This window comes from Crassaminicella indica (assembly GCF_019203185.1).
GTDB classification, from domain to species: Bacteria; Bacillota; Clostridia; order Peptostreptococcales; family Thermotaleaceae; genus Crassaminicella; species Crassaminicella indica.
Genome location: NZ_CP078093.1, coordinates 2228791 through 2255596, shown reverse-complemented (window position 1 = coordinate 2255596; position 26806 = coordinate 2228791). Strand labels below are relative to the sequence as shown.

Below are 26806 nucleotides of genomic sequence, written 5' to 3'. Positions count from 1 at the left end.
TTTACCCCCTCAATTTTTTTATACATTCTTTAAAATGTTTACCTCTAACCTCAAAGCTAGGATACATATCCCAACTAGCACAAGCTGGTGATAATAACACAGTATCTCCTTTTTGTGCAACCTTTGCTGAAATTTTTACTGCTTGCTCCATATTTTCTACAATTGTACATGCATTAAATCCATTTTCGTCCGCTGTTTTCTTTATTTTTTCAGCTGTTTCTCCTATTAAAATCATTTCTTTTACTTTTCCCTTCAATACATCAATAAATGCTTTAAAATCGCTTCCCTTATCCATTCCACCAGCAATCAAAACAATAGGCGTTTTTATAGCTTCTACTGCTTTTATTGCTGCATCTGGATTTGTACCCTTAGAATCATTTATAAACCGCACACCTTTGATTTCATCAACAAATTCTATTCTGTGTTCTACTCCCATAAAGCCTCTTAAAGTATCTCCTATAACATCAGCATCGATCCCTGCCCAATAACAAATAGCTGTTGCAGCTAATGCATTTTCTAAATTATGCTTTCCTGGTATCTTTAAATCATCTACTGAACAAATTATCTTTTCTTTTTTGTTTTCTTCCTTTACAACAATATGTTCATCAGAAACATATGCTCCTTTTTCTAAATGAACCTTTCTACTAAATGGAATAATCTCTGCTTTTGCATATTTTTTCAAACCATAAGTTAATTCATTATCTACATTTAATACTAAATAATCTTTTTCATCTTGATTTTTAAATATATCAGCTTTTGCCATTATATAATTTTCCATTGTCTTGTGCCTATTTAAATGATCTGGAGTAATATTTAAAATAGCTGAAATTTTAGGCTTAAAATCTATAATGCTTTCGAGCTGAAAGCTGCTTGTCTCCGTAACCATAATCGCTTCTTCACTTGCATCTAATGCCTTTGATATTGCAGCAATCCCAATATTCCCTACAACATAGGTTTCCTTTTCTGCTTTTTTAAATATTTCACCTGTTAGAGCTGTTGTAGTTGTTTTTCCATTTGTTCCTGTTATGGCAATAAATTTCCCCTTACACAACCTATATGCCAGTTCTAATTCTCCTATGACAGTAATTCCTATATCTTTTGCCTTTATAATAAAAGATAAATCTGTCGGTACTCCTGGACTAAGTACTACCATGTCAAAATTTGATAGTGTCTTCGGATGCTGTCCCAAAATAAAATTTACTTTGCTAGTATCTATTTCTTTTAATATATCCTTTAGAGCATCCTCTTTTTTCATATCATTAACAGTAACATTAGCTCCTAATTTCAATAAAACATTTACAGTTGGTATTCCTGATGTTCCTAATCCCACTACTAAAACACGTTTATCTTTTACTAACAATGTACACACCTACTTTCATTTCTATAAAAGTTAATTTAAGCTAAATAATCCTACTATACATAATACTAATGTAATAGACCAAAATACAATGACAACCTTTGTTTCTTTCCAGCCCTTTAGTTCAAAATGATGATGCAGAGGACTCATTCTAAAAATTCTTTTTCCTGTTAACTTAAAAGATGTTACCTGAAGAATAACAGATAATGCTTCTGCAAAGTATATTCCTCCTACAATAGGAATTAAAAGGGTTAGATTCATTAATATTGCAATAGCTGCAATAGCTCCTCCAAGTGCCATAGATCCTGTATCTCCCATAAATACTTTTGCAGGATGAGCATTAAATCTTAAAAATCCTAAGCAAGCACCTGTCAATGCTCCACAAAATGCTGCAATACTAGAATAGCCCAAATTTATAGCCACTAAACTAAAAAAAGCAGAAACAATCAAAGTAACACCTGCTGCCAACCCATCCAAACCATCTGTTAAATTTACACTATTCGCTGTTGCAACCATAACTGTAACAATAAAAGGAATATATAAAATTCCTAAATCCCATTCTTCATTTATAAAAGGAACTAATATTTTTGTTCCATATTCTGATATAGATGATTGATATACTGCTATAATAATTGCAACTGTAATTTGACCTATCAATTTTTGATAAGCCTTAAGTCCTAAATTCCTCTTCAATACAACTTTTATAAAATCATCTATAAACCCTATTAATCCAAAAGAAATTGTTGCAAATAAAATCACATACAAATCTCTGTTTACATTCCCTGAAGTTAGTGTAGTTACACAAATAGCAGTAATCATTATTAAACCACCCATCGTAGGTGTTCCAGATTTTTGCATATGTGATTTAGGTCCTTCATCTCTTATACTTTGTCCTACCTTTAATCTATGTAATATAGGTATTACAATAGGTCCTAGAATAAGTGTAATTAAAAATGATGTAATAATTGTTGTTATAATTTGTGTATGTTCTGTCATAAACTTAACTCCTCTCTTGTATGTATTGTACGATTTCCTCCATTCGCATTCCTCTTGATCCTTTTACAAGTACGACATCTTCCTTTTGTAATATACTCTTTAATAAATCTATAGCTTCTTCATTTTTTTTACATGTATATACTCTATCATTATCTAATTTATTTTCTATTGCTCCTTTTGCAATATATTCTGCATTTGTACCTACTGCAATCAATATATCTATGGAATTCTTTGCCAGTTCGCAGCCTACCTTATAATGTCCATCTTTAGCATACTCACCCATTTCCAGCATATCTCCTAAAACTGCAATTTTCCTATTTCTCATTTTACTTAATACATGAATAGCAGCTGTCATGGAATCAGGACTTGCATTATATGCATCATTAATCACTTTTATATTTTCATTGGTAGTAAAAATATGAAGTCTCATTTTACTTCCTTTAAATTCTTTTATGCCTTCTTGTATTAATTCTATATCCATATTAAATTTTAATCCAATAGCAATTGCACATAATGCATTATAAATATTGTGTTCTCCTAAAACATTTAATGTAAAAGGATAAAATTTGTCATTGATAAACATATCAAAACGAATGCCATATTCACCCAAATTTTTTATGTTTACTGCCTGATAGTGACAATTTTCTTCAGTACCTATAAAATACTGATAATAGTCTGTATCAATATCTTCTAAAGTTTTTAATAAAGGATCATCACCATTTACAATCAAAGTACTTTCTTCATCAAAATAATTTGTAATTTCCATTTTTGATTTAAGGATATTCTCTTGTGACCCTAAATGCTCAACATGAGATAATCCAATATTTGTAATAACTGCAACATCAGGTTTTACAATACTGGCTAGTAAATCTATCTCACCAAATCCACTCATTCCCATTTCAAATATCGCAAGCTCATGATCCTCCTCAAGTTCAAAAACTGTTAAAGGAAGTCCTATATGATTGTTAAGATTTCCTTTGTTTTTTAAAACTTTATATTTTTTGCTAAGTACAGAATAAATCATTTCCTTTGTTGAAGTTTTTCCTGTACTACCTGTAACACCTATAATAGGTATATTAAACTTTGATATATAGTATTTTGCAATATCCTGTAGAGCCTTTAGAGTATCTTTTACCTTTATAATAGATAACCTTTCATAACCTGATAAATCATCTTCAACTTTTTGACTAGTAAGCACTGCACTTACTCCAATCTTAGCAACACTCTCAATAAAATCATGTCCATTAAACTTTTCACCTACAAGAGGAATAAAAAGTTCATTGCTTTTTATACTTCTAGAATCCGTTGAAATACCATAAACAAAATCTGATATGTCTCCTTTTATCAGCTTTCCCTTTGTTGCTTCTATGATTTCTTGTATAGATAATTTCATATTTATATTTCCTCCCTCAGTATTTCCTGAGCTATTTTTCTATCATCAAAATCGATTGTTTTCTCTCCAATAATCTGATAAGTTTCATGACCCTTTCCTGCAATTAAAATAATATCTTTTTCCCCACAGTTTTTTATAGCCTCTTTTATTGCTTCTTTTCTATCTACTATCATTTTATATTTACAATATGTTTTTTTTATGCCTACTTCTATATCTTTTATAATATTTATAGGATTTTCTGATCTTGGATTATCACTAGTAATAATACAAAAATCTGAAAGTTTTCCAGCAATTTCACCCATCATTGGTCTTTTAGTTTTATCTCTGTCGCCTCCACAACCAAATACAGTAATGATTCTTCTCTCTGCAAACTCTTTTATTGTATTTAAAGCATTTTCTAATGCATCTGGTGTATGTGAATAATCTACAATAATTGTATGATTCTTTGTATCTTGTACAGCTTCAAAACGTCCTGGTACACCCTTTACAGATTCAATTCCATTTTTAATTTGCTCATAACTAAGTCCTAAAGCATAACAAACTGATATAGCAGCTAATGCATTATATACCGAAAACATTCCTGGAGTTGCAATGCTTATACTTCCTTTAAAGGTTGGTGTAATTAATGTAAACTCTGCTCCCTTAGGGGAAATACGAATATCTTCAGCATAAATATCTGCTTTTCTTTTAATCCCATATGTGATAAGTTTTGTATCTAAAACATTGATTTCCTTAGCAATCTCATCTCCATAAGGATCATCAATATTGATGATATTTGCAAGCGTAGTTTGATAAAAAAGCTTTGCCTTTGCATTTTTATAATTCTCAATATTTTCATGAAAATCTAAATGATCTCTTGTTAAATTTGTAAACACCCCTATTTTAAAGTTAATTCCCGCTACCCTATCTAATGCTAAAGAATGAGAAGAAACTTCCATAGCACAAGTATTTACTTTTAAGTCTTTCATTTCTTTGAATAACTTTTGCAGTTCTAAAGATTCAGGAGTAGTATTATTCGCTTTATATTCTTTGTCAAGAATTTTATGAGCTATCGTTCCTATCAGCCCCGTATGTATTCCATTCTTTTCTAAAATATTTCTAATTAAGTATGTAATCGTTGTTTTTCCATTCGTACCCGTAACACCTATTATATCCATATTTTCTGTTGGATTTTTATAAAAATTTGATGAGATAACCGATAATGCCTTTCTACTATTCTCTACTTTTATAATCGTAACCCCTTTTATAGCGGCAACATCTTTTTGTACAATTAATACCTTAGCCCCACCCTTTATAGCTTGATCAATATATTTATGTCCATCTGTCTTCATGCCTACCATACAGACAAAAATATAGTTTTTCTTTACCTTTCTAGAATCATAGGCAATCCCTTCTACATCTATATTTACTTCACCATTTATATCAATTACAGATAGATTTTCTATTAATGCTTTCAATTTCATAACATCGCTCCCTTTATAGCCCATTTCTATATTATTGACCCTGAAAAATATTCATAAACAAAACTCATTAAAAGGCAACTTAATTCAAAGTGATCCTACTTCGACTTAAGTTGCCTTGATTATTTATTTATTTTAATTATAACACATATTATAGGATATAATAATTGTTCAAACTAATTTGTATTTTCTTTTTTTAAATATAAAATAATCATAGAGCTTTCTGGCACCTTAGCTCCTGGCTTAGGAAACATATCAATAATAATGCTATCAGGATTTTCAACATCAATCGGCTCTGTTTTATATTTCAGTTTATATTTTTCTAAAACCTTAGTTGCTTCTTTTAACGACAGATTTCTAACCTCTGGAATAGCTACCTCCTTTTGAGCATATTCCTTCGCTTCCTCTTCATTGAAATTTGGCTCTACATCTAGATATCTTAATGTATCTCTTATAATATCATGAACAACAGGTCCTGCATTTGTACCGCCATAGTGAACTCCTTGAGGCTCATCTACAACTACTAAAACTGCAAGCTTTGGATCATTAACAGGTGCTATACCAACAAAGGAAGCATATACCTTTCCATTTGCATATTTACCATTTATAACCTTTTGAGCAGTACCTGTTTTTCCACCTACTCTATACCCAGGAATATATGCATATTTCCCTGATCCCTCTGTTACAACACTCTCCATCATAAGCCTAAGTTCTCTTGCTGTTTTTTCTGATAATACTTGTCGAATCATTTTAGGCTCATATCTTTGTATTACATTTCCTGAATCATCTACTAATTCTTTAACAATTCTTGGTTGCATCAATTTACCATCATTGGCAATAGCAGATATAGCTGTAGCAAGCTGTAAAGGTGTAACAGAAATCCCCTGCCCAAAGGATATAGTTCCTAGTTCTACAGGTCCTACATATTTTTTGTTTTGAATTATAGCACTTGATTCTCCAGGCAAATCTATTCCTGTTGGCTTTGTAAAACCAAAAGCATCAATATATTCATATAGCTTTTCAACTCCTAGTCTTTGACCTACTTCAACAAACGCAGGGTTGCAAGAAGCTTGTAGTGCTTGTGTAAAAGTTTCAGAGCCATGAGGTCTGTAATACCTCCAACACCTTAACCGTTGTCCAGCTACCATAATATACCCTTTGCAATAAAATGGCGAATCAGGTGTTACAACACCTTCTTCTAATCCTGCAGCAGCTGTAATCAATTTAAATGTAGATCCCGGCTCATAAGTATCACTCACTAATGGATTTCTCCACATACTATTCCATATTTTTTGCTTTCCTTTACTATCTGCTAATTCATACTCTCTTTTTCTACTTTCATCTATAGGTATTCTAGGGTTGTTCGGATCATAATCAGGTTTTGCTGCCATAGCCAAAACATCTCCTGTTTTTGGCTCCATAACAATGGCAAAAATTCTCTTGCCTTTTGTTCTTACCAATGCATCATCCATTGCTTTTTCTGTAAAATGTTGTATAACCTCGTCAATAGTAAGTACAACATTTAATCCATTTTCTGCTTCATAATACTTTTCAGTTCCATAATGCAACTGTCTTCCTGCAGCATCTGTATTCTTAATCCACCTTCCAGGTAATCCACTCAAATACTTATTATATTCAAGCTCAATACCACTAAGTCCTTGATTATCAGTTGTAGTATGTCCTATAATATGTGCAGCAAAATTTCCAAATGGATAATATCTTCTATTATCTTCTGCAATCCATATACCATCTAATTTTTCTTTTCGAATAGCATCTGCCTTATCTTTATCTATCCACTTTTTCACTTTGACTAACCCTTTATTTTGAGATAAAGTCTCTTTTAATGCTTTTTCATCCATTTCAAGTATCTCAGCAAGCTTTTTAGCAGTTTGCTCAACCTTTTTAGCTGACTCATCAGGAGTCTTAGCACTCTTTACTTCTGCTGGTCTTGCCCAAACAGTATTAGTACTTGCACTAATAGCCAATTCCTTTCCTTTTCTATCATAGATTGTTCCTCTTTTAGCTGGAATTGGAATATCCCTTGTTTGTTGAATATGAGCAAGCTGCCTGTATTGTTCTCCCTTTATAATCTGAATCCATCCAATTCTAAATATGAGTAAAAATAATAAAAAGCTTACTAAAAACAACAGAAAAATCAATCTTTTTTTATTTGCAATAGTAGGTGTTGTCAAAATTGCTGCCCCCTTATTTTAGATCATAATTAGTCTAATAAAGAAAGAGCTGTATGTAACATCCCTTTTATCTTATCTATTAGATCTTTTTTATTTTTAGCTTCATCTATTTGTGCTTTTTCTTCTGTATTTAAACCATCCACCATATTATTGCCATCTAGCTTTATAAAAACCATCTGAGATTTATCAGGATACTGCATTCCTAATTCCTCTCTTGCCTTTTTTTCAATTAAGTCACTTCGCTTTACTCCATCAACTTGGACTTTCAAATTTTCAATATGTATCTCTAGCTGATGAATTTCTTTATTTAGTCCATATATTCTGTACTTTAGCTCTGATATTCTAGCATATCCTAGTAAAATAGCTATACATAAGCTTCCTATCATTATAATACCAAATATCATTTGTACTTTATGATTTGCTTTAATTTTAACCTTTTGCTTTGGCTTCTTTTTATTGCTCTTTTTAGGCTGGGGTTGTTTTATTTCTTCTTCAACATAGCTATATTTTCTTTGTGCTACTACCAAACTTATTCACCTCTTCCCCCTTTTAGAACTTTAAACCTTTTGTGCTACTCTTAACTTAGCACTTCTAGACCGTGGGTTCATCTCTATTTCTAAATCTGATGGTAATATAGGTTTTTTCGTTATTCTCTTTAGAACTGCTTTTCCTCCACACTGACATATTGGCAATTCCGGTGGACATTTACAAGCAGTACTCAAATCTTTAAAAGTATTTTTAACAATTCTATCCTCTAAAGAATGGAATGTAATAATACAAATTCTTCCACCCGAATTTAACTTTTCTGAAACATCTCGAATAGTTTGCTCAATAATCCCTAATTCATTATTTACTTCTATCCTTATCGCCTGAAAAGTCCTCTTTGCTGGATGTGGTCCATCACGTCTTGCAGCAGCTGGAATAGCACTTTTAATGATCTCAACTAATTCTTTTGTGGTTTCAATAGTTTTTTTCTTTCTTTCGTTCACAATAAAATGAGCTATTCTCTTTGCCCATCTCTCTTCTCCGTACTCCTTGATTATTCTTGTCAATTCATCTTCCGTATAACCGTTTACTACATCTTTTGCACAAAAATCATTTCTTCTGTCCATTCTCATATCTAATGGTGCATCTTGCATATATGAAAAACCTCTACTCCCTTCATCCAATTGATATGAAGATACACCTAAGTCAAGAATTATACCATCAATGCCATCAATATTTAATGATTCTAATACATTTTTTATATTTGAAAAATTACTATGTACAAAAATCTTTTGATTTGTATATTTTTCCAATCTCTTCTTTGCTGCATCTAATGCATCTTGATCTTGATCTATTCCAACAAGCAATCCATCTTTTTCTAAACTTTCACATATTTTAGACGCATGTCCACCACCGCCTAGTGTTCCATCTACATAAATTCCATGTGGTTTTATATCAAGATTTTCAATTGTTTCTTCTAATAATACTGAAATATGTTTAAAATTCAAATCGTCACCAGCTTTCTTAATTTTTAAATAGTATCTACCTTTGTCTCATAAAATATTAGATCCCTAACTCAACCATTTTTTCAGCAATATCATCATAACTTAAATCAGCAGTTTCATTATAAAGCTCCCACTGCTCTTTGCTCCAAATTTCAACTCTATTAGATACCCCTATTGTGACAATATCTTTATCAAGCTTCGCATGTTTTCTTAAATTAGTTGGAATAGTAATTCTACCTTGTTTATCTAATTCACATTCTGTTGCACCTGAAAAAAAGAATCTTACAAAAGCCCTTGCATCTTTACTTGTCAAAGGTAATTTTTTTAATTTGTTTTCAAGGCTTTTCCATTCTTCTTGGGGATATACAAACAAGCAGTGATCAAGGCCTTTTGTTACAATAAAAGTTTCTCCTAAATCATCTCGAAATTTAGAAGGTATAATCACTCTTCCTTTTGTATCAAGTGTATGAAAATATTCTCCTATAAACACATTGTCACCCCATTTTAGGAAAAAGCCTCCACTATCCTCCACTCTTCACCACTTTTAAATAACTTCTATGAGTTTTAAAAAAATCCTTCTTCGATAAAATAATTTTTATTAGGTACATATTACTATTTATTTAAAATAAAAAAACTCCAAGCCTAAGCTTGAAGATTTTACTGAAAATTACATTATTATAGATTGATTTTTATTTTTATAAAATGCAATAATAAGCTTGTCTAACTCAATACTCACACTATAAATTTCCTCATAACTGCATTCAAATTTAATAAGGTCATGTAATTTGCTTCGTACCTTTTCTATATCATGCTTTAACATCTCTATCCCCCATATTTCTACCTTTATTTTGCTAATAATCATAATTTTTAGCACGAATATATACTATTACAATTTCAAATATATGTCAACAGCATAATATGACATTGAAGTTACAATTTTATTTCATTTTTATATTTCTTAAAATTATATTTAATTTTTTTGCTTATTTCGAAAAAACACCCCAATTTACGCCTTTTTTCTACCACGAATTATAAGAATACCCGCTAACAAAATAACACTTATACTTACTAATTGTGCTACTCTAAATGTCCCAAGCATTAAACTATCTATTCTTAGTCCTTCAATAAAGAATCTTGCTGTAGAATAAAGAACTGCATAAATTAAAAATAACTCTCCATCAAATTTTTTCTTTTTATCATACCACAACAAAAATAAAAACACCATAAAATTCCAAATAGATTCATAAAGAAAAGTCGGATGCACTTTCACACCATCTACTACAATTGCCCACGGTAGGTCTGTAGGTCTTCCATAAGCTTCTTTATTAATAAAATTTCCCCATCTTCCAATCGCTTGTCCTAAAATAATACTTGGAGCACATATATCTGCCATTTTTCTAAATGAAATCCTATTCTTTTTGCAAAACAAATATCCTACTAAAACGCCTCCTATAACACCTCCATGTATTGCTAACCCGCCTTGTCGAATATTTATCATGCTAAATAAATCGCCCCCATAGGATTTAAAATTAAAAATAACATAGTAAGTTCTTGCTCCAATAATTGCAGCAGGTATAGCAAACAATAATAAATCCAGCACCTTATCTTCTTCTATGCCTTGTTTTTTCGCCCTCTTAATTGCAAGTATCGTTCCTAATCCCATTCCTATTGCAATAAGTATTCCATACCATCTTATTTCTAGTCCAAACAATCTAAATGCTATCGGATCCAAATCAAATCACTCCTTAAAATATTTTGGTTGCCAGAAAACTGACAACCATTATTTTCATTATAATGAATTTACTCATTTTGTTCAAAGGATTTTGGACTAATAATAGATAGTACACATCTTTCACGGTTAAAATGCTCTCTAAATCTTTTTTGCACTGCTTCAAATTCAATATTTTTTAATGCTTCTACATAATCAAAAATATTTATTCCTTTAAAATAATATGCAACAAAAGTAGTAGCAATAAATTCTACAGAATTATAATAGCTTATATGCTGTCCGATATGTTTTTTCTTAATTCTTTCAAAATCTTTTTCATTTAATCCTGTGCCCTTTAACTTGTCTATATGAGCAAGTACTCTCTCTAACACTTTTTTAGGACTCTTAGACTCTCCACCAAGCATAGAATAACCATAATCTATTTCTCCTGTATATTCATTTTCAAATGTATCATTAATAAGTCCTTCTTCATAAAGACTCATATATAAATCTGAACTCTTGCCAAATAACATATCTAGTATTATTTTCGTAGCAATATCCTTTTGTAAAAGTTCTTTAGGACTTAAATTATTGTCAATATCTTTAAAAGCAATATTAAAAAGAGGAATAGCAACATCTAATTTTTCTTCAATTATATTTTGAACAATTGTATCTGGTTCTTCTGGATAAATTCTTTCAATGTCTTTTTCTGTTTTTGATTCTTTCTTCTGAAGCCTTTCAATAATAGAAAAGACTTTATCCTGTTTAATATCTCCAACAATAAATACAATCATATTCGAAGGATCATAAAAAGTATTATAACATTTGTAAAGGTCTTCTTTTGTTATTTTACTAATGCTTTGAACTGTTCCCGCAATATCAATTTTTACTGGATAATTATGATACATTGCCTTTAATCCATTAAAAAATACTTTCCAGTTAGGATTGTCCTCATACATTCTTATTTCTTGACCTATAATACCCTTTTCCTTTTCTACATTTTCATCTGTAAAATATGGTGACTGTACAAAATTTATCAAAAGCTCAAGATTTTCATAAAATCTATCTGTAGATGAAAACAAATAACAAGTTGAAGTAAAATTTGTATATGCATTTACATTAGATCCTAATTCTGAAAATTTATCAAATATACTTCCTTCTGGTTCTTCAAACAATTTATGCTCTAAAAAATGTGCAATCCCATCAGTTACCTTCGTAGCTTGGTTTTCCCCAGGAATTATAAACTCACTATCATTAGATCCATATCTTGTAGCAAAAATAGCATATTGCTTTGTATAACCTTCCTTAGGCATAAAAAATATTTTCAAACCATTAGGCAATTCTTTTAAAATCATTTTTTCTTTTAATGATTTACTTTCTATAGTTTTTACTGTCATTTTATCGATCCTCCCTTTTATTTCTCAGGAAGTATATTGTATCTAAGCAAATATTCTCTCCTGCTTCTATAATTTGTTCTTTATTGACTTTTCTAATATTTTCTATCATAGTTTCTAGTGTCTCATCACTATCACTAATAGCCTGTGAATAATAGAAATCTGCAAGCATATAAGGGCTATCTGTCATTCCTCGAATAGATGTGATAATAGAATTTTTAGCACTCTCTATATCTTCTTCCGAGAAGCTTCCATGGTTCATCTCATTGATTTCTTTTTCTATTAAGGATACAGCTTTATCATAATTTGAAAATTCTATTCCTGATCCTATCATCATCAGTGATTTGAATTTTTCTATTCTTGAGAATATATAATAGCAAAGACTTTCTTTTTCCCTAACATTCTTGAAAAGCTTTGAGTTTGGTCCTCCTCCTAAAATATTAGAATATACCAACAAAGCATAATATCTTTTACTTTCAAACGGAATATTAGTTCTATACCCAAGATTTAATTTTCCTTGCCGAATATCCATCTCCTCTTCTATTTTCTTGATACTCTCAGGAATATACTCTATTTTTTCCCTTCCTATTGATACGACATCTTCTTGTTTGAACTTTAGCTTTTGACTCACTAATTCTTCTATTTCATTTTCATCAAAATTTCCTACTACACAAATATCAATCGGAGAAGTATGTATAATATTTTTATAATGCTCATATAATGACTGATTTGTTATATTCTTTAAATCCTCTATGTTTCCATATTGATACAATGAAAAACTTTCATCCTTACACATTTCTTCAATACAACGATCATATGCATATTTCATTTTGTCATTTTTGCGTCCAACTATGCGTTCTATCAGATTTTCTTTTTCTTGGTCTACATAATCTTTTTTAAAGAAACCATTAATTATATATGGATCATTTATATATTCATTAAGTATTTCCATCCCTTTTGCCAATAAATTTTGATCCTTTACATATTGATCATTAATAAGCTGCATTCTAAACTGAATAATATTTCTTTCTCCTTTTTTAGCCACATCACTTCCTAAAAAGGCACCATATAATTCTTCTAATTTTTTTGATATTGCCATTGAATTTGTATAATTTTTTGTTCCTCTAGGCAATACCATTGATAACAACGCATTTTTGGTAACCTCCTCTTTTATTAGTGGTCTCTTCAAATATACGCTTACGAGATTAGTTTTAAATTTATCTGTCTTAATAATATGTAGCTTTATATTTTCACCAATTTTTATAGCTTTTAGTCTATTTAGCAACTTTAGCCCTCCTTGTATTATTTTGTCTATTCTATTTATATCGCAAAATTTCCATATTGTCACTATTTATTATGGTTTATAGTTATCATTATATACATTCTGTGAATTGTCAATCCTTTAATTCCATTTTTCTACATTCAGCAGTCTAATCCTAAATTCCAATTCTTCTATAACCAAATCACTTTCTCCCCAGCCTTTCATATACTTTATATCTAGTTCCTCTGTACGCTTAATTTTTTCAATTGATTTTTCTATTTTATACTGATTTTCTATTTTATCTAGTATATCATCAATTCCTATGAATAAAATTTTTCCTACTCCATACTGCTGAAGCTCCCCTAAAATATTATTTATTTCTGAATCATTAAGATTCTGCCTTAAAAATTTTATTTTTCTTTCTTCAAAACCATTTTTTATCAATCCTTTTTTTATTTTTTCCATAAACAATCTTTGCTGATTCACAGCTTTTGGCTCTATATCTTTATTAACCATAATATCCATACTACCTATCAAAATAATGCCCATTTCTTTTTTTTCACCGTCTTCATTACATGCTTCCTGCACAATTGATTTTATAATTTTTTCACCATTCCAAAGAGGATTCATAAATTTTAGTATATTCTTTCTATTGTACAAGTGATCCATTTCCAGCTTATGCACAATATTTTTATAGTTTATTGACTCTGTCAAAAATACAGGAACAATAATAATTTTTTTGTATTTTTGTTTTAGAACCTTTTCATAAAAAACCTCTTCATAATATGGTTTATTGTTTAAATAAGAAATATAAATATCATAGCCGTCATCTAAATGATTAGAAAGTTTTTGTCCAATACTTCTACTTATATAATTATATCTGCTAATCCCTACCTTTTCGTAAACCCTTTTGTATCGATACAATCGCAAAGGCAAAAATATGTTCTCCTTTAAAGAATACTTTCTATTCATGTTCTTTAGAAGGATGGGAAGATCATATCTTTCAGGTTCTCCATCATATACTAATAATACCGCTGTATTTTCATTTTCCTCCTTATAGATGAATTCATTTTTACATTCCTCTTTATATTCAAAAAAAAACAAGACATAATTGCATAATAAAATCCCTACAATCATTCCACATAGAACCGTACAAATATAAGAAAGCTTTACTTTTTTTATATTTTTAATAAAAATGCAAAAAAATATGGTTAAAATAGCAACAGACAATCTTTCAAGAAATCCAAAGGACACTAAATAACATATGCTAAAAATAGAAAATACAATAGATAAAAACAGCACTTTCAAATTCTCTATTGCTTTCACAAAGTCCCACCCCCTAATTCATTCTATTGAACTTTTATAATAAATATGAAAAAAGAACCTGTTAGATATTTCTTTTTTATTGAACTAGTCATACTTATCGGTTATAATTTAATTTGTATGAAAATCACATAGATCGTTTGAAAGGAAGAGTTATAAATGAAATTAGGTATCGTAGGTTTACCAAATGTAGGTAAAAGTACATTGTTTAATGCTGTCACAAAAGCTGGTGCTGAATCAGCAAACTATCCATTTTGTACAATCGAACCAAATGTCGGTGTTGTTTCCGTTCCTGATAAAAGGTTAGATGTTTTAAGAGATATGTATGATTCAAAAAAAGTGATTCCTACTGCTATTGAGTTTTATGATATCGCAGGACTTGTAAAAGGAGCTAGCAAAGGAGAAGGTCTTGGAAATAAATTCTTAGGAAACATTCGCGAAGTCGCTGCAATCGTTCATGTAGTAAGATGTTTTGAAGATGAAAATGTAGTCCATGTAGAAGGAAGTGTTGGACCACTAAGAGATATTGAAACTATTAATCTAGAATTAATCTTTTCTGATCTTGAACTTATTGAGCGAAGAATCCAAAAAACTAAAAAGCTATTAAAAGGAGATAAATCTCTTCAAAAAGAACTTGATTTATTAGAAAGAATCAAAGAAACCCTTGAAGATGGAAAATCTGCAAGAACTCTTGATTTAACAGAGGATGAAGAAAAAATAGTACAAGATTATAATTTATTATCCTTCAAACCAATCATTTATGTTGCCAATGTATCTGAAGAAGATTTGCTAGATCACAAAGATAACAAAATGGTACAAGAAGTAAGAGCACATGCTCAAACTGAAAATGCAGAGGTTGTTGTAATCTGTGCAAAAATCGAATCTGAAATTTCAGAACTTGATGATGAAGAAAAAGAACAATTCTTATCAGAACTAGGTCTTTCTGAATCTGGTCTTGATAAGTTAATCAAAGCAGGATACAAGCTCCTTGGTCTTATGAGCTTTTTAACTGCAGGCCCACAGGAAGTAAGAGCATGGACAATAAAGGTTGGAACCAAAGCCCCACAAGCTGCTGGAAAAATTCATACAGACTTCGAAAGAGGATTTATCCGTGCAGAAACCATTAGTTTTGATGATTTAGTAGCCGCTGGAAGCATGACTGCTGCAAAAGAAAAAGGATTAGTAAGGCTTGAAGGAAAAGATTATGTTGTACAAGATGGAGATGTAATCTTGTTTAGATTTAATGTGTAAATAAAATATCAATTAAGTAATTAGTATCAACCGCTACAAGCCTTATTATTTCAAGTATGTAGCGGTTATTTTAATATTTAGGCATTAAGTGAAATAGCCTCTGTGTATAACAGATATAATTGTATATCAAGAGATATAGAAGTCGTTAAAAATGCAATACTTTATGACTTCTCAGAAAAAGAACTTCAGCAGATCGCTGAAGCTCTTGATTGTCGTTTTGAAGGTTATTTTATCTTTAAGGATGAAGATAAGGTCTAGTAAATTACTTCCATTCCTCTCATGTAAAACTTAATGATATATTTTTTCAAAAAGATCTCTACTATAATCACGGATATCTGAAACATTTATCATATTGTATTTTTCACGAATTTGTTTAAAGTAGCTTTCAATTAAATGTTTCTCAATAATTCTGTCTGATGGCTCATGATCTTCTAATCCATTTCTAGTTTCTCTCCATGGTCGTTCTGCATGAGTCATATTTTCAAGAATTTTACCACTATAACAGCCAAAATTTAATATTACAGCATCAATAACTGTTTTCTCAGTTTCTGTAAGATCAAAATGCGTGAATATATCGACATCTTCGTCAATCGGATTATATCCATGATCTTTATATTTAAAATAGATATTTTTATATACCGGTCCATGGATCCACGCCTCACAATCGTTATCAAATAAAAATTCTCCAGTAAATGCTTTAAAAAATGATTGACTAAAATATAACAATTTTTGAAGGGCTAATGGTGTAATCTCCACGCTTTTATATATGATATACTTTACTACACTGTCAATTTTCTCTTCACTTTGGATCGCTACCATTAATTCTCTTTTATCAGCAAGAACTTTTTGTGTTGCCAGTAAGCAATTACTGTATGCTCTGTCGGTTATCTTACCCTTAGCTTTCTCAAGTAGTTCTAACATAAATTCAGGATCATTTTTTACTCTTTTCAAAACATCCGAATATTGTCTAGTCGGGATATCACCGTCTACATATCTACTTAAGGTCCCTTCACCCCAACCAAGTACCAATGATAACGGTCTTTTCCCTATATCATATTTCTCAAGTACTTCTTTGATTTCAGATACCTGAATCAAATCTTCACTCAATCTATAATTTCTATCAAGCGACTCTAGATTTTTATCTCTTAACTCAGAGATAAAAATTTCACTCTGGCATTCATTACAGTAAGCAACCTTAGCTGTATATTTAATATCCTTACCACGAATTTCTTTATTTTTTTGAACTTCCTTTACAGTGTAGTCAACATAATCTCTGCATTCTTCACAAAAACCTTTCATCTCACATTCCTCCTTTTTGCCTTAATCTCCTATCTGAATAAATAAGAGATTGGCTTATTTCTTTTATGAAACGAGACAACAATAATAATATCGTCACCTCTCCTTGTTTGAGTCATATTAGTTTTTATGTAGATATCAACAGATTCTAACTCGCCCCAATTATCCAACTCATACTCTTTGTTAAAGACATATAAAATTTCATGAGCAAATTTAGGATTTTGATTATCTACAGCATAACAGAAGTCATCATATTCAATACTCAGTAATATTTCTCGTTCTTTATCTGAATTAATCTTATATTCTTCAATAAAACTTATGTTTTCCATCCTGTTCTTATTTTGTGAAATGCTATATTTTCCTTCTATAACTAGCTTTCTAAGCTTGCTTAAATACTCTTTAATTTGTCCAGATGTAAAATCCGTATGTTTCTTAGTTCCTTGTTCTTCACTTATCAAAGTCATTTCACTTCCTTACTATAGTATATTCATATTATAACTCTTTGATACATTCTTTTCAATATAAATGTATCAATTGATACATTTTAGTTGGATCTGCTCGTTGAATACGATGAATAATAAAGCCTTGTAAATTCAAGGACTATATCATTTATCCAAACTACTTTTATCGTGTCTTGAATAATTGATAGTTCATTGTGAACTACCACCGAGACATTAATCGGTGACTTCGTGAGAGGTTTGATATTTAAAAGAGATAACGCCTGACCATGTCCATCTTTTCATATCTGCTCCACCAACTGTTGCACCAGTAGATACTAAAAAGTATATCTGCTAATGAGATATTTAAAGGCTTCCCCAAGTTAAAACAATCTAAATTTTGGGGCAGTGGCTTATGGAGTAGAGGATATTATATTGGTACTGCTAAAGCAGTATCTTCTGAAACCATTCAAAAATATATCCAAACCCAAAAGAATGTTTAATTTTTAGGTATTTAACCTAAAAATTAAAGGCACAATTCATCCTCCGAGATAAACAACGGAGGTTTTCTTGTGCCGAATTTATAAAATTAATAATACCTTCAGAGGGGCTTTTCTAAATGCCTAAATTATTCATTTTTGACAAAGTATTTACAACAGAAAAAATCAATGTAGCTGCTAAATTTGCAGTAGTGTTATCTTGATCAAATCTTGGTGAAACTTCTGCAATATCAAAGCTTATCACCTTATTCGATCTTAAAATATATTTAAGAAACTTTAAGACCCTTTCTGGATCTAATCCTAAAGGTTGTGTAGCACTTACTCCTGGTGCAAAAGCAGATGAAAACACATCGGAGCATATCGTTATATAAATATAGTCTCTTAATTTTATGAAATTATCTAATTTTTCTAATATGCTAAAATCATCTTGACTTATAATATCCTTTGCTAATACATACTGTACACCTAATCTATCTGCTGTTTTGAAAAGGTCAATAGTATTGCTATGCTTTTGAATTCCAAGACAAAAATAAGCATAATCTAACTTTTCTTTTTTACATTGATCTGCAATTTGCCTAAACATCGTACCAGAGCTTCCTCCATTTGGATAAGGCCTAATATCAAAATGAGCATCAAAATTGATTATTCCAATATTTGGTTCATGCTCTTTTCGTTTTATATAGTCCAAAATCCCATTATAATGCCCAAAAGCAACTTCATGTCCCCCTCCTAAAACAATAGGAAAAAGATTTAAATCTAGAATTTTCGCTACAGCTTTTGAAAGCAAGCTTTGGCTTTCTTCTAATGTACAATTTTCACAAATAATATTTCCTGCATCAAAAAGTTTAACCTCTCTTATAAAACAGCATGGTAAATTAGCTAATTCTTTTCTTATACTTATAGGTCCATTTATAGCTCCACCTCTGCCCTTATTGCGTTTAATCCCTTCATCACAACAAAACCCAATAAAAGCAAATCCTAATTTTCCTTTGTAATAAGATAAATCTTTTTTTCTTAAATCAATAATTTCAACCCATTGATGCCATCTAAAAGCATCAAAATTGCTTTCGCTATCTATTCTTCCTTTCCAAATATTTTTATGTATAGGTCTATAATTTTTATCAAACATGTTATCCCCCTATCACATCTTAATTTTTCAATCTATTCCATATAAACAATATCAAAATCTTATAATGAAATTCAAATTATTGATCTATCTATATCCTCTACCAGTAAATTATAACATATATTCCCAATTCCAAATAGTATCCAACAATTTATGCTAAAAATTTTTTGCATAAAATTATTTACACATTATCATATTCAAATTTATTCCATATTTTCACTTTATTCATATTAATCTGACACATTTCTAACAAATCATTGTATTTTCCAGTATCATTTTTATAGTGCAACAGGTTAAATCTTACAACATTAATAAAAAGGGGTATGGTAAAATGGATAACCACAATAATAAATTAAACTCTTTATTAAAAGAAATTGAAAATACTAGGCTTTTATTAAACAGATTAATAAAACAAAAAAAAGGCAATCTACTAGATCCAAAAGTAGTTAAATTCAGCCAATTTCTAGATAAATTGCTATCAGAATATGATCGGATCAAAAAATAATAACTAATTGTAATACCGTAAGCTAAATTTGATTTAACCTGTTGTACTTTATTCATACTGCTTTAATAAAAAAATCCCCATCTCGCTTTTGAGATAGGGAAATTTTATTAAAATATAGCCGTAATAACATCTTTGAACGAATTAATAAGTATAATAAAAACTGCTGGTGGAACAATATATTTTATAAGAAATTTCCATAAAGATGCAAATATAAATTTCTTACCTATCTTTTCAATCTCTTCTACAGCATTTTCAGCTCCCCATATCCATCCAACAAAAATAGAAAGCAATAATCCTCCTGATGTAAGAAGTATATTAGAAGTTAATTTATCATAAAAATCAAAGAAATTCAAATTGCCTAGTATATGAAGTTCTTGCCAAGGTCCCATAGAAAGAGTAGCTGGAATTCCTACAATATACATAGTAACCGTTATAATCATAGCAGCCTTGATTCGATTTGCACCCTTTTCATCTACAAAATAAGACACACATACTTCAAGCATTGATATAGATGAAGTAAGAGCTGCAAATAATACAAGTATAAAGAATAATATACAAAATAACATTCCAAAAGGCATACTTGCAAATACAGCAGGAAGAGTTACAAACATAAGGCCAGGTCCAGAAGAAGCTTTAAAACCAATAGCAAATACTGCTGGCAATGTAGCAAAACCTGCAAGCATGGCTACCATAGTATCTAGCACAGGAATAGATGCAGAGGCTCCTATTAAATTTGTATCTTTATCTAGGTAGCTTCCATAAGTGACCATTACCCCCATACCAATACTTAATGAAAAGAATACTTGCCCTAATGCATTCATAATCACATCCATATTAATTTTTGAAAAGTCTGGTACAAGAAAGAAATCAATACCTGCTAAAGCTCCAGGTAGAGTCACAGATCTTATTGCAATAAGAATAATCATCGCAAAAAGAGCTGGCATCATAACTTTACTTGCTTTTTCTATTCCTGAACTAATTCCTCTAATGACAATAAGTAAAGTCAATATGAGAAATATTCCTTGATAAATAATACTTGAAGTAGGTGATGATATAAAATCCCCAAAAATCGCTCCTAAAACATTAGGATCTTTTATTGCAAGATCTCCCATAACCGCTTTTATGCAATAGTAAATAACCCATCCTCCTACAGTACTATAAAAGGCTAATATGAAAAAACCACAAAGGATACCTAGCCCACCAACAAAAGCCCAATTCTTTTTAATGCTTCTATAAGCACCAACAGCTGAAAGCTGTGTTTTTCTACCCAATGTAATTGCAGCAAGCATTAGTGGCATCCCTATTAAAATAAGAAATATTAAATAAATCATTACAAATGCACCGCCACCATTGTTACCTACACTATATGGAAACTTCCAAAGATTCCCTAACCCTACCGCAGATCCTGCAGCAGCAAGTATAAAACCAATTTTCGACCCCCATTTTTCTCTCTTATTTTCTTTATTTTTTTCAGTTACCAAAGACATAAACAACCTCCTATTATTTTCAAAGCAAATCATAATCACTAATTTGCTTTGAAATATTTTGATTTAATGATTATTTAGCCATGGCTGTTACTAATCAAGACCGGTCAAATCTTTATTATTCCTTATAAATTCATTCCTTTGATTTTAAGCTAGCTTTTATAAAAATCAAAAAAGCTCCACCTCTATATAGAGGCGAAGCTTGACTTCACGGTACCACTCTAATTTATCCCAAAATAAAACTTAGGATCATCTCTTTTCCAGTCTGCCTTTATACAAAGCTAAACTGTAGTCCTAATAAGGGGGACATTCCTTTGTTCCTACTCGAAATGTCTTTTGGAACAACAACTCTAGAGTGAATATACACATTGTCTTATAACACTGGGCTCTCACCTATCCCCAGTTCTCTGGAATTACAGGGGCAATGCTTTTCTCTCCGTCATAGTCTTTTTTTGTATGCATTTGTTGCTACTAATTTTAACATCGCAAAAGCTTATTGTCAATAAAAAAATATTTATTTTTTAAAAAAGAATGATCAAATGACCATTCTTTTTATATTTCCTACTCACTATTTAATTACTTCAAGCATCATTCCATTTTTTAATCCTGCAGCATTTCCTTCTTCCATATCAACATGTAATTCAAGAGCATGTGTCTCTCCTGCTCTTACTAATACATTATTAAATATTAATCCTCTTTGTCCCTCTACTTTTATACTTACAACATCTTGATCTTTTAATCCAAATTTCTCTGCATCAGAAGTATGCATGTGTAAATGTCTAGCAGCAACAATGACTCCTTCTTCAATTGTTACTTCTCCTTTTGGGCCAACAATTTTTGCTCCAGGAGTTCCTGCTAAATCTCCCGAATTTCTTACTGGTGCTTTTACACCTAAAGCAAATCCATCTGTAAAAGAAATTTCTACTTGTGTTTTACTTCTTGCAGGTCCTAATACCCTTACTCCTTTTAATGTTCCTTTTGGGCCAACAATATCTACTTTCTCCTCACAGGCAAATTGTCCTGGTTGAACTAAATCTTTTATAGGAGTTAATTCATGACCTTGTCCAAAAAGAATTTCAACATGCTCTTTACTTAAGTGAATGTGTCTATTGGATAAACCAACAGGTACCATATTATTTGACATAAAAACACCCCTTAATTAATATAATTATATTATGTATACAAAATACTCATATTATATATGATATCTCTTCATTGATTAAAAATCAATGAAAAAATATAATTACAAATTAACTTTAATCAAAAATAGTTAACTTCTTTCCCATTTCATATGCTTTTTCAAGAAGTCCTAATCGTTCTTTAACAAATAATTTGTCTGTATTATCTACAAGAAGATTATAATGATACTTTGTATTAATCGCTCTAAAAAACAAATCTACTACAAGGGTTGCACCCATAAATCCATTTTCTTTTTGCAAACTGCCTGCAGTAGCTATAAACATTCCATTTCTTTTTTTTGTTCGGTCAATAGCTGGCTTATTGTAAACATATTTGCTAGACCAAAACATTTGACATCTGTCTATCATTGTTTTAGCAATACTCGTAACCGAATTAAAATATAATGGAGAAGCAAAAACTACAATATCTGCAGCATCAAATTTTTGGTACAATTTATGCATATCATCATTTATAAAGCAAACACCTGTTTTTTCACACGCACCACAAGCTATACAAGGATGTATATTAAATTTTTTAAGTTCAATTTTTTCAACTACTACGTGCTGTTCTTCTAATCCCTGAATGACACTATTCAATAAAAGGTCTGTGTTCATTTTCACCCTAGGACTTCCTAAAATAGCTAATGCTTTCAATGAAAATCCTCCTATATAAATTTTCACATTTTTGCACACTACTATATTATAGTCAAAATAATCTTTAAAAACAATACCAATCCTTAAAGTATACCTTTATACATTACCTATTTTTTAAAATTTTTCCCTATATATATAAAATATATTCAATCAATGTTATATTTTTTGAAAATTATGGAAATACTAAATATATCTATATAGGGGAGGTCTCATTGTGAACGTTGCCAATTTACCTGATAGAACAAGAATGGAAATATATAATCATATTAAAAAAAATATTAGAAAATATTATAAGGGATTGAAAAATGGTTCCTTAAAATATGATTTTTTCGTCAAAACCGTTCTTTCTAAAAATCCAAAACCCAATTGGTTAACAAAATATCCAAAATTAGAAAATGATCTAGAATTTCAAAAATATCTTATAGAGTATATAAAAAAAGAAATGTCAAGATACACTCAGCTAGAAAAGACAAATACCTCTAATCGTTGTATAAGAAATTTTGAAAATATAGCCATAAAGGAAAGAACAGAATTAAAAAACATACTTAATAATCATGGGTATACTTTATCTATTCCTGCAAAATTTATCACCTACACAGAATCTTATTATCTAAAGGAATATGTTATCAATGGAACACCTATTCCCTTTGAATGGGAAAGAGTACTCAATTATATAAAAAGAACCACATAAGTAAAGTGGTTCTTTTTTCCTACTAAGCCATTGCTCTTTCAAGTTTGTCCAAATATTGAAGTGGAAACATTCTTAATAATTCTTTGAACTGTTCAACTGTTAATCCTTGAGTAGTTGTATATATTCTAATTTTTTCATCAACAGTTGCATTTCTAAATCTTTCTTTAATTTCTTCAAAATTTGTATTTTGTATCATCTTATCACTCCTATACATATGAATACCCTTCTCTATATTAGTATAGGAATTAAAGATTTATTTTATTCCTTATAAAATTATTTTTCATAAACTGCTCTTTTTAATACTGCTACATATGGTAGATTTCTATATTTTTCTGCATAATCAATGCCATATCCAATAATGAATTCATCTGGAATATCGAATCCTTTATAATCAACCTTTAATTCAACTTTTCTCCTTTCAGGCTTATCTAATAATGTACATATCTTTAAACTTTTTGGCTTTCTCGATAATAAATTATCACATAAATAGTGTAATGTAAGTCCTGTATCAATAATATCTTCTATAATTAGCACATGTTTATCTTCTATACTTTGATCTAAATCCTTTAATATTTTTACAACACCTGAACTTTCTGTGGATAATCCATAGCTTGATACAGCCATAAAATCAATTGTAACTGGAATATCTATTTTTCTCATTAAATCGCTCATAAAAACATTTGCACCTTTGAGTACACCTATTAATACCAATTCTTTTCCTTTGTAATCTTGTGTAATTTGTTTGCCTAATTCAGCTACTTTCTCTTCAATTTGCTTTTCTGAAAATAGAATTTGTGCTACATCCTCTCTCAAAACCTTCACCTCTCCTGTTTTTTGATAAAATTATTATAACATAATTTCTTATAATGTGTATATTTTTTTGAAATTCTATATTAATGTTCGTGTTTTTGTCATTCAATTGAAAAACCATCTATTTAGATGGCTTTTCATCCTCATCTTTAAATTTATATTGTACACCATCAACGATTTTTCCTTTATCAAAAGATATATCTTCATCTTTATTTATAATATATTGATCTAATTGATCTGATATTTTTGAAATCATATATAGCATCAATACTGCATCATCTATAAATCCAAATCCTAAAATAGCTTCTGGAATAATATCAATAGGACTAATAATATATAAAAGTCCTAATATAACTATTATCTTTTTATAAATGGCAACATTAGGATCTTTTATGAATTGATAAAGCGCACCTATTCTTTTAAATAGTTGATATATGGATTTTAAAACATTCCTATTTGCATAAATTCCTCTTTTGATAGCCTTCACCCTCTTTCTTACTTATATTCACAATCATTTTATTTTTATTATACTACAATTATTGTCAGTAATAATAATTAAGCTCTATTCATATATTTTTTTAGGAGGGTTATTTGTATGATTAATATATATAATATAAAAACTATAAGAAAAACAGTTCCTATATATAAAAAAATTGATCCCATCCAATTAATGAATTGGATAAAAACTTTTAGCCGTATTTGCAATTTAAAATTCACCTGTCAAATTATCACAAAAAATTCAGATAATAAATGGTTGTTTCAATATAAAGCTAATAAAGAAATTTATATTACGTTATGTTTTTGTGATATGAATAACGATCCTTATCCTTATATTATTATTGACGATTTTATATTCCCTAAAAAATATAGAGAAGATCTCTTAGATAAAAAAATCCTTAAAACCATAATCCAACACGTAAAAAATCTAGACTTTGAAATACTCATATTTAATATAAAGGAATATCATCAGATTGAATTATGTAAAAAAAATGGTTTTAAGAAAATGAATATTCATAAAATGACTATGTCATTAAAACCTAAATTTATTCATACTTATAAAACATATAATACCTAAAACATGGGCCTTTATTTTAAAAAGTCCCATGCTTTTTTATTTTATTGAATTTATTCAAGCCTGGCATAACCACTTTAAATAAATTTCTTTTTTCTATATTTAAAAATTTTACATTTCCAACATTATTAAACATCTTGCTTATTTTTTGAAGTCCAATACCTGTTCTTAGAAATTGATTTTGATCATCAATTAATAAAAGTCTATGATAAAGCCAATTATTTCTCCTTGTAGGATTGTTCTCCCTCATAATAGTATGAATATTGCTTCCCTTTGGTAGCGTTCCAGGATTACTAATCTCGACCTTATGATCTCCTATAAGCACCACAACATCTCTTAATATATCCATATAATCTCTATGTAGCACTGCATTTGCAATAGCCTCAAATATTGCTTCCTTTGGATAATCTATATTTTTTAAATATGTACAAATAAACTTCCTACATCTATTTAACATTTCAAGAATATTTCCATCTATTACATGAGTCTGTTTTTTATCTTTTTTAAATGTAATAATTTTTACAGAAACATAAGGTAAATATGCTTGAGGTTTATTGCAAAACAATAAAAGTCCTCCAATTGTTGGGCAAAATCTATTTCTTTCACTATCAAAATGAATAATCCCCAAATTGTTCCATGTATGCATTGTCATTTTTTCATTAGGAAATATACCCATTTTCTTTAAATATTGATTTATTAATGCTTGATTTAATACACTTGCATCTAAATTATATAATGGGATTAATTCATTATTGATTAATCCTACTTCTTGAAACATTCTTGCTATTTCATCTCTTCTTGCAATATCAGTAGTTGATCCTCTTCTTACATAAAATGCTCCTGTTTGTCTCATTTGATGTGGTCTTTGAAAACTTTTAAAAATAGTAATCACACCAATATATCTTTCCTTATATTTTATACACTCTACTCTTATATTCACTGGTGGATCGCATCTATGACTTATAATCTGCTGTAGACGTTCTTCTTGAAAGTCTTCTGGTTTAATTCCTATTATTTTTTTTTCTTTATCTTTTACACCAATAATTAAATAACCTCTTCCTCCTATACTATTGGCAATAGCCATAACATCTTTTGCAAATTCTTTTTTCTCTGTTTCAGTATTAAGATGCAAGCTTTCTTTAAAGTCAAGCTTCATTCCTTCCTTCTGCTTTATTAATATTTTCAATTTTTGAAGATTCATTTAACCATTCCTTTCACAATGGCAAAT

At 29.9% G+C, this 26806-nt stretch carries 27 protein-coding genes, 1 pseudogene and 1 other annotated feature; of the genes and pseudogenes, 5 read left to right on the top strand and 23 right to left on the bottom strand.

What is annotated here, in order from left to right; genetic code table 11:
- Window position 1: 1 nt before the first annotated feature.
- The 13 genes from murD to KVH43_RS10600 all read right to left on the bottom strand — a co-directional run bounded on the left by murD (window position 2) and on the right by KVH43_RS10600 (window position 14577).
- Window positions 2–1360 carry a UDP-N-acetylmuramoyl-L-alanine--D-glutamate ligase gene (murD, locus tag KVH43_RS10660; protein ID WP_218282510.1) on the bottom strand — a complete coding sequence of 453 codons (1359 nt, stop codon included), beginning with the start codon at window positions 1358–1360 and terminating at the stop codon, window positions 2–4.
- A gap of 30 nt (window positions 1361–1390) precedes the next feature.
- Window positions 1391–2353: a phospho-N-acetylmuramoyl-pentapeptide-transferase gene (mraY, locus tag KVH43_RS10655; protein WP_218282509.1), complete on the bottom strand. Its 963-nt coding sequence runs from the start codon at window positions 2351–2353 to the stop codon at window positions 1391–1393.
- Between the two features lie 4 nt (window positions 2354–2357).
- Window positions 2358–3746, bottom strand: a complete 1389-nt coding sequence (locus KVH43_RS10650) for a UDP-N-acetylmuramoyl-tripeptide--D-alanyl-D-alanine ligase (protein WP_218282508.1) — start codon at window positions 3744–3746, stop codon at window positions 2358–2360.
- A 2-nt stretch (window positions 3747–3748) separates the two neighbouring features.
- Window positions 3749–5209, bottom strand: a complete 1461-nt coding sequence (locus KVH43_RS10645; protein ID WP_218282507.1) for a UDP-N-acetylmuramoyl-L-alanyl-D-glutamate--2,6-diaminopimelate ligase — start codon at window positions 5207–5209, stop codon at window positions 3749–3751.
- 173 nt (window positions 5210–5382) lie between these two features.
- Window positions 5383–7398, bottom strand: a complete 2016-nt coding sequence (locus tag KVH43_RS10640; RefSeq protein ID WP_218282506.1) for a stage V sporulation protein D — start codon at window positions 7396–7398, stop codon at window positions 5383–5385.
- Window positions 7399–7427: 29 nt separating this feature from the next.
- Window positions 7428–7925, bottom strand: coding sequence for a septum formation initiator family protein (locus KVH43_RS10635; RefSeq protein WP_218282505.1), 498 nt, complete (start codon window positions 7923–7925; stop codon window positions 7428–7430).
- A gap of 30 nt (window positions 7926–7955) precedes the next feature.
- On the bottom strand, window positions 7956–8891 hold the full coding sequence (rsmH, locus tag KVH43_RS10630) for a 16S rRNA (cytosine(1402)-N(4))-methyltransferase RsmH (RefSeq protein ID WP_218282504.1): 936 nt from the start codon (window positions 8889–8891) through the stop codon (window positions 7956–7958).
- Between the two features lie 55 nt (window positions 8892–8946).
- The gene (mraZ, locus tag KVH43_RS10625; protein WP_218282503.1) at window positions 8947–9378 is read right to left on the bottom strand and encodes a division/cell wall cluster transcriptional repressor MraZ; all 432 of its coding nucleotides are present in this window, start codon (window positions 9376–9378) and stop codon (window positions 8947–8949) included.
- 177 nt (window positions 9379–9555) lie between these two features.
- Entirely contained in the window at window positions 9556–9708 is a 153-nt protein-coding gene (locus KVH43_RS10620) for an aspartyl-phosphate phosphatase Spo0E family protein (RefSeq protein ID WP_218282502.1), read from the bottom strand.
- A gap of 186 nt (window positions 9709–9894) precedes the next feature.
- Complete coding sequence (gene lgt / locus KVH43_RS10615; protein ID WP_218282501.1) at window positions 9895–10620, bottom strand: prolipoprotein diacylglyceryl transferase; 726 nt, start codon at window positions 10618–10620, stop codon at window positions 9895–9897.
- A 68-nt stretch (window positions 10621–10688) separates the two neighbouring features.
- Window positions 10689–11993, bottom strand: coding sequence for an EF-P 5-aminopentanol modification-associated protein YfmH (gene yfmH / locus KVH43_RS10610; protein WP_218282500.1), 1305 nt, complete (start codon window positions 11991–11993; stop codon window positions 10689–10691).
- Window position 11994: 1 nt separating this feature from the next.
- Window positions 11995–13275: an EF-P 5-aminopentanol modification-associated protein YfmF gene (yfmF, locus tag KVH43_RS10605; RefSeq protein WP_218282499.1), complete on the bottom strand. Its 1281-nt coding sequence runs from the start codon at window positions 13273–13275 to the stop codon at window positions 11995–11997.
- A 117-nt stretch (window positions 13276–13392) separates the two neighbouring features.
- Entirely contained in the window at window positions 13393–14577 is a 1185-nt protein-coding gene (locus KVH43_RS10600; RefSeq protein ID WP_218282498.1) for a CbiX/SirB N-terminal domain-containing protein, read from the bottom strand.
- A 156-nt stretch (window positions 14578–14733) separates the two neighbouring features.
- Between KVH43_RS10600 and ychF the strand changes: the two genes are divergently transcribed.
- Window positions 14734–15825, top strand: coding sequence for a redox-regulated ATPase YchF (ychF, locus tag KVH43_RS10595; protein WP_218282497.1), 1092 nt, complete (start codon window positions 14734–14736; stop codon window positions 15823–15825).
- 288 nt (window positions 15826–16113) lie between these two features.
- Here the strand turns inward: ychF and KVH43_RS10590 are convergent, their stop codons facing one another.
- Complete coding sequence (locus tag KVH43_RS10590) at window positions 16114–17124, bottom strand: type II TA system antitoxin MqsA family protein (RefSeq protein ID WP_218282496.1); 1011 nt, start codon at window positions 17122–17124, stop codon at window positions 16114–16116.
- Window positions 17125–17153: 29 nt separating this feature from the next.
- Complete coding sequence (locus KVH43_RS10585; RefSeq protein WP_218282495.1) at window positions 17154–17585, bottom strand: hypothetical protein; 432 nt, start codon at window positions 17583–17585, stop codon at window positions 17154–17156.
- Window positions 17586–17829: 244 nt separating this feature from the next.
- Here KVH43_RS10585 and tnpA point away from each other — a divergent pair.
- Window positions 17830–18061 (top strand): annotated as a pseudogene (tnpA, locus tag KVH43_RS13300) (IS200/IS605 family transposase); the annotation flags it as partial.
- A gap of 112 nt (window positions 18062–18173) precedes the next feature.
- Here tnpA and hutG read toward each other — a convergent pair.
- A complete protein-coding gene (hutG, locus tag KVH43_RS10575) occupies window positions 18174–19187 on the bottom strand; it encodes a formimidoylglutamase (protein ID WP_218282494.1) in 1014 nt (337 codons plus the stop codon).
- 328 nt (window positions 19188–19515) lie between these two features.
- Between hutG and KVH43_RS10570 the strand changes: the two genes are divergently transcribed.
- Window positions 19516–19689, top strand: a complete 174-nt coding sequence (locus KVH43_RS10570; RefSeq protein WP_218282493.1) for an aspartyl-phosphate phosphatase Spo0E family protein — start codon at window positions 19516–19518, stop codon at window positions 19687–19689.
- Window positions 19690–19796: 107 nt separating this feature from the next.
- On the opposite strand, the gene KVH43_RS10565 is transcribed toward KVH43_RS10570, so the two are convergent.
- The 3 genes from KVH43_RS10565 to KVH43_RS10555 all read right to left on the bottom strand — a co-directional run bounded on the left by KVH43_RS10565 (window position 19797) and on the right by KVH43_RS10555 (window position 23005).
- Window positions 19797–21176, bottom strand: coding sequence for a sodium-dependent transporter (locus KVH43_RS10565; protein WP_218282492.1), 1380 nt, complete (start codon window positions 21174–21176; stop codon window positions 19797–19799).
- 185 nt (window positions 21177–21361) lie between these two features.
- Window positions 21362–21625: a binding site (T-box leader), on the bottom strand.
- Between the two features lie 116 nt (window positions 21626–21741).
- Window positions 21742–22317, bottom strand: coding sequence for a phosphate propanoyltransferase (gene pduL, locus KVH43_RS10560; protein ID WP_218282491.1), 576 nt, complete (start codon window positions 22315–22317; stop codon window positions 21742–21744).
- A gap of 112 nt (window positions 22318–22429) precedes the next feature.
- A complete protein-coding gene (locus tag KVH43_RS10555; protein WP_218282490.1) occupies window positions 22430–23005 on the bottom strand; it encodes a flavodoxin family protein in 576 nt (191 codons plus the stop codon).
- Between the two features lie 214 nt (window positions 23006–23219).
- Here KVH43_RS10555 and KVH43_RS10550 point away from each other — a divergent pair, with 214 nt between their 5' ends.
- Window positions 23220–23696: a hypothetical protein gene (locus KVH43_RS10550; protein ID WP_218282489.1), complete on the top strand. Its 477-nt coding sequence runs from the start codon at window positions 23220–23222 to the stop codon at window positions 23694–23696.
- 22 nt (window positions 23697–23718) lie between these two features.
- Here the strand turns inward: KVH43_RS10550 and KVH43_RS10545 are convergent, their stop codons facing one another.
- The 3 genes from KVH43_RS10545 to KVH43_RS10535 form a co-directional block, all read right to left on the bottom strand.
- Window positions 23719–23892 carry a hypothetical protein gene (locus tag KVH43_RS10545; protein ID WP_218284179.1) on the bottom strand — a complete coding sequence of 58 codons (174 nt, stop codon included), beginning with the start codon at window positions 23890–23892 and terminating at the stop codon, window positions 23719–23721.
- Window positions 23893–23969: 77 nt separating this feature from the next.
- Entirely contained in the window at window positions 23970–24509 is a 540-nt protein-coding gene (gene hpt, locus KVH43_RS10540; RefSeq protein WP_218284148.1) for a hypoxanthine phosphoribosyltransferase, read from the bottom strand.
- 118 nt (window positions 24510–24627) lie between these two features.
- Complete coding sequence (locus KVH43_RS10535) at window positions 24628–24993, bottom strand: YkvA family protein (RefSeq protein WP_218282488.1); 366 nt, start codon at window positions 24991–24993, stop codon at window positions 24628–24630.
- Window positions 24994–25101: 108 nt separating this feature from the next.
- Between KVH43_RS10535 and KVH43_RS10530 the strand changes: the two genes are divergently transcribed.
- Entirely contained in the window at window positions 25102–25581 is a 480-nt protein-coding gene (locus KVH43_RS10530; RefSeq protein ID WP_218282487.1) for a hypothetical protein, read from the top strand.
- Between the two features lie 16 nt (window positions 25582–25597).
- Here KVH43_RS10530 and KVH43_RS10525 read toward each other — a convergent pair whose 3' ends face one another.
- Window positions 25598–26779 carry an RNA-binding domain-containing protein gene (locus KVH43_RS10525; RefSeq protein WP_218282486.1) on the bottom strand — a complete coding sequence of 394 codons (1182 nt, stop codon included), beginning with the start codon at window positions 26777–26779 and terminating at the stop codon, window positions 25598–25600.
- Between the last annotated feature and the right edge of the window lie 27 nt (window positions 26780–26806).

What these genes read in the sequence shown, in the direction of transcription:
- KVH43_RS10545 (WP_218284179.1), bottom strand. Translation starts at nt 23,892, where the DNA reads ATGATACAAAATACAAATTTTGAAGAAATTAAAGAAAGATTTAGAAAT.
- KVH43_RS10620 (WP_218282502.1), bottom strand. Translation starts at nt 9,708, where the DNA reads ATGTTAAAGCATGATATAGAAAAGGTACGAAGCAAATTACATGACCTT.
- mraY (WP_218282509.1), bottom strand. Translation starts at nt 2,353, where the DNA reads ATGACAGAACATACACAAATTATAACAACAATTATTACATCATTTTTA.
- pduL (WP_218282491.1), bottom strand. Translation starts at nt 22,317, where the DNA reads ATGTCAAATAATATGGTACCTGTTGGTTTATCCAATAGACACATTCAC.
- KVH43_RS10585 (WP_218282495.1), bottom strand. Translation starts at nt 17,585, where the DNA reads ATGACTTTGATAAGTGAAGAACAAGGAACTAAGAAACATACGGATTTT.
- hutG (WP_218282494.1), bottom strand. Translation starts at nt 19,187, where the DNA reads ATGTTTGATAAAAATTATAGACCTATACATAAAAATATTTGGAAAGGA.
- yfmH (WP_218282500.1), bottom strand. Translation starts at nt 11,993, where the DNA reads ATGACAGTAAAAACTATAGAAAGTAAATCATTAAAAGAAAAAATGATT.
- KVH43_RS10565 (WP_218282492.1), bottom strand. Translation starts at nt 21,176, where the DNA reads ATGTCTTTGGTAACTGAAAAAAATAAAGAAAATAAGAGAGAAAAATGG.
- KVH43_RS10525 (WP_218282486.1), bottom strand. Translation starts at nt 26,779, where the DNA reads ATGAATCTTCAAAAATTGAAAATATTAATAAAGCAGAAGGAAGGAATG.
- KVH43_RS10590 (WP_218282496.1), bottom strand. Translation starts at nt 17,124, where the DNA reads ATGAAAGGTTTTTGTGAAGAATGCAGAGATTATGTTGACTACACTGTA.
- KVH43_RS10645 (WP_218282507.1), bottom strand. Translation starts at nt 5,209, where the DNA reads ATGAAATTGAAAGCATTAATAGAAAATCTATCTGTAATTGATATAAAT.
- KVH43_RS10570 (WP_218282493.1), top strand. Translation starts at nt 19,516, where the DNA reads ATGGATAACCACAATAATAAATTAAACTCTTTATTAAAAGAAATTGAA.
- KVH43_RS10650 (WP_218282508.1), bottom strand. Translation starts at nt 3,746, where the DNA reads ATGAAATTATCTATACAAGAAATCATAGAAGCAACAAAGGGAAAGCTG.
- KVH43_RS10530 (WP_218282487.1), top strand. Translation starts at nt 25,102, where the DNA reads ATGATTAATATATATAATATAAAAACTATAAGAAAAACAGTTCCTATA.
- ychF (WP_218282497.1), top strand. Translation starts at nt 14,734, where the DNA reads ATGAAATTAGGTATCGTAGGTTTACCAAATGTAGGTAAAAGTACATTG.